Origin of the sequence: Halomonas sp. 707D4 (assembly GCF_024158685.1) — a bacterium.
Lineage (GTDB): Bacteria > Pseudomonadota > Gammaproteobacteria > Pseudomonadales > Halomonadaceae > Vreelandella.
Genome location: NZ_JAMZBD010000728.1, coordinates 1 through 1104, shown reverse-complemented (window position 1 = coordinate 1104; position 1104 = coordinate 1). Strand labels below are relative to the sequence as shown.

Genomic DNA, 1104 nt, shown 5'->3' with positions numbered 1-1104 from the left:
TGATAAAGCGCCAGCCGCCCGCCGAGGGAGTAGCCCAGCAGCACGTAGCGGCGAATGCCGCGCCTGGAAAGCGCCTCACCCAGCCAGCGGTGGGCGCCATCGAAAGAATCCACCTCGGCGGCGTTGTCGCCGTGGCCGGGCAGATCCAGCGCGAGGGTTGGCATATCGAGCTTTCCGGTGACGCCCTCCCAGTCCTGGCGGTCGCCCAGCAGGCCGTGGAGCAGCACCAGCGTGGGCGCCTGCTCACCGCGCACCTTCGCCCTCGCGAATCAGCGCGCCGAGGGCGGTAAGCTCGTCCGCCACCTGGCAGTGCTCGAAGCGCACCTCGATCAGCGTGACGCCCGCCTCCAGCGCGCGGGCGTAGGCGGCCTCGAATGCCGCCAGCGAATCCGGCGCGGCGTAGCCGAGCCCGAACATGCGCGCGGCGTGCTCGAACCCAAGCCCGTGGGGCTGGCGAAAGTACTGCTCGCGCAGGCCGCCCGCCTTCGGCACCGGCAGCAGGTGGAAGATGCTGCCGCCGTCGTTGTTGAGGATCACCACCACCAGCGGCTGGGTGGCGCGCCCCAGCAGCGCCAGGCTGTTGAGATCGTGCAGCGCGCTGGTATCGCCCAGCACCAGGGTCGTAGGCGCCTCGACGCCGAGGCTGGCCCCGTAAGCGGTGGCGATCAGCCCGTCGATGCCCGAGGCGCCGCGGTTGGCCAGCACCCGGGGCGGCGCCTGGCGGGGCGTGGCGAGCATGTTCAAAAGCCGGGCGCTCAGGCTGTTGCCGGCCACCAGTTGGCCTTTGGCCCGCCGCAGCAGCCGGTGGCACACCCCCAACTCGCTGAAGTGTGCGCTGCGCGCCTCCACCCAGTGCCGCGCCGGCCGCTCGAGCGCGTCCAGCCGGTGCCAGGACGGGCGGCGCTCGCCTGCCGCCAGCGCTTCGGCAAACGCCGCTGGCGCGGCAACCACCCGGCGGCGAACGGTGTAGTCCGGGTCGAGCCGCTGGGGCAGCGCGTCGACCAGCCAGACATCCTCCCAGGCGTGGCGGGCGATGAACTGGGTCAGGCGCTTGGAGATCAGCCGGGCGCCGAACTGCAGCAGCACCTCGGCCCGGCCGAGCTC

General features: G+C 72.4%; 2 protein-coding genes. Both read right to left on the bottom strand.

Annotated features, from left to right (window positions below; translation table 11 throughout):
* Window positions 1-254: alpha/beta fold hydrolase (locus BIS11_RS18260; protein WP_253586818.1), on the bottom strand; the 254-nt coding region annotated here is incomplete at its 3' end.
* On the bottom strand, window positions 244-1104 hold an 861-nt coding region (locus BIS11_RS18255; protein ID WP_253586817.1), incomplete at its 5' end, for a thiamine pyrophosphate-dependent enzyme. The genes BIS11_RS18260 and BIS11_RS18255, both read right to left, overlap by 11 nt.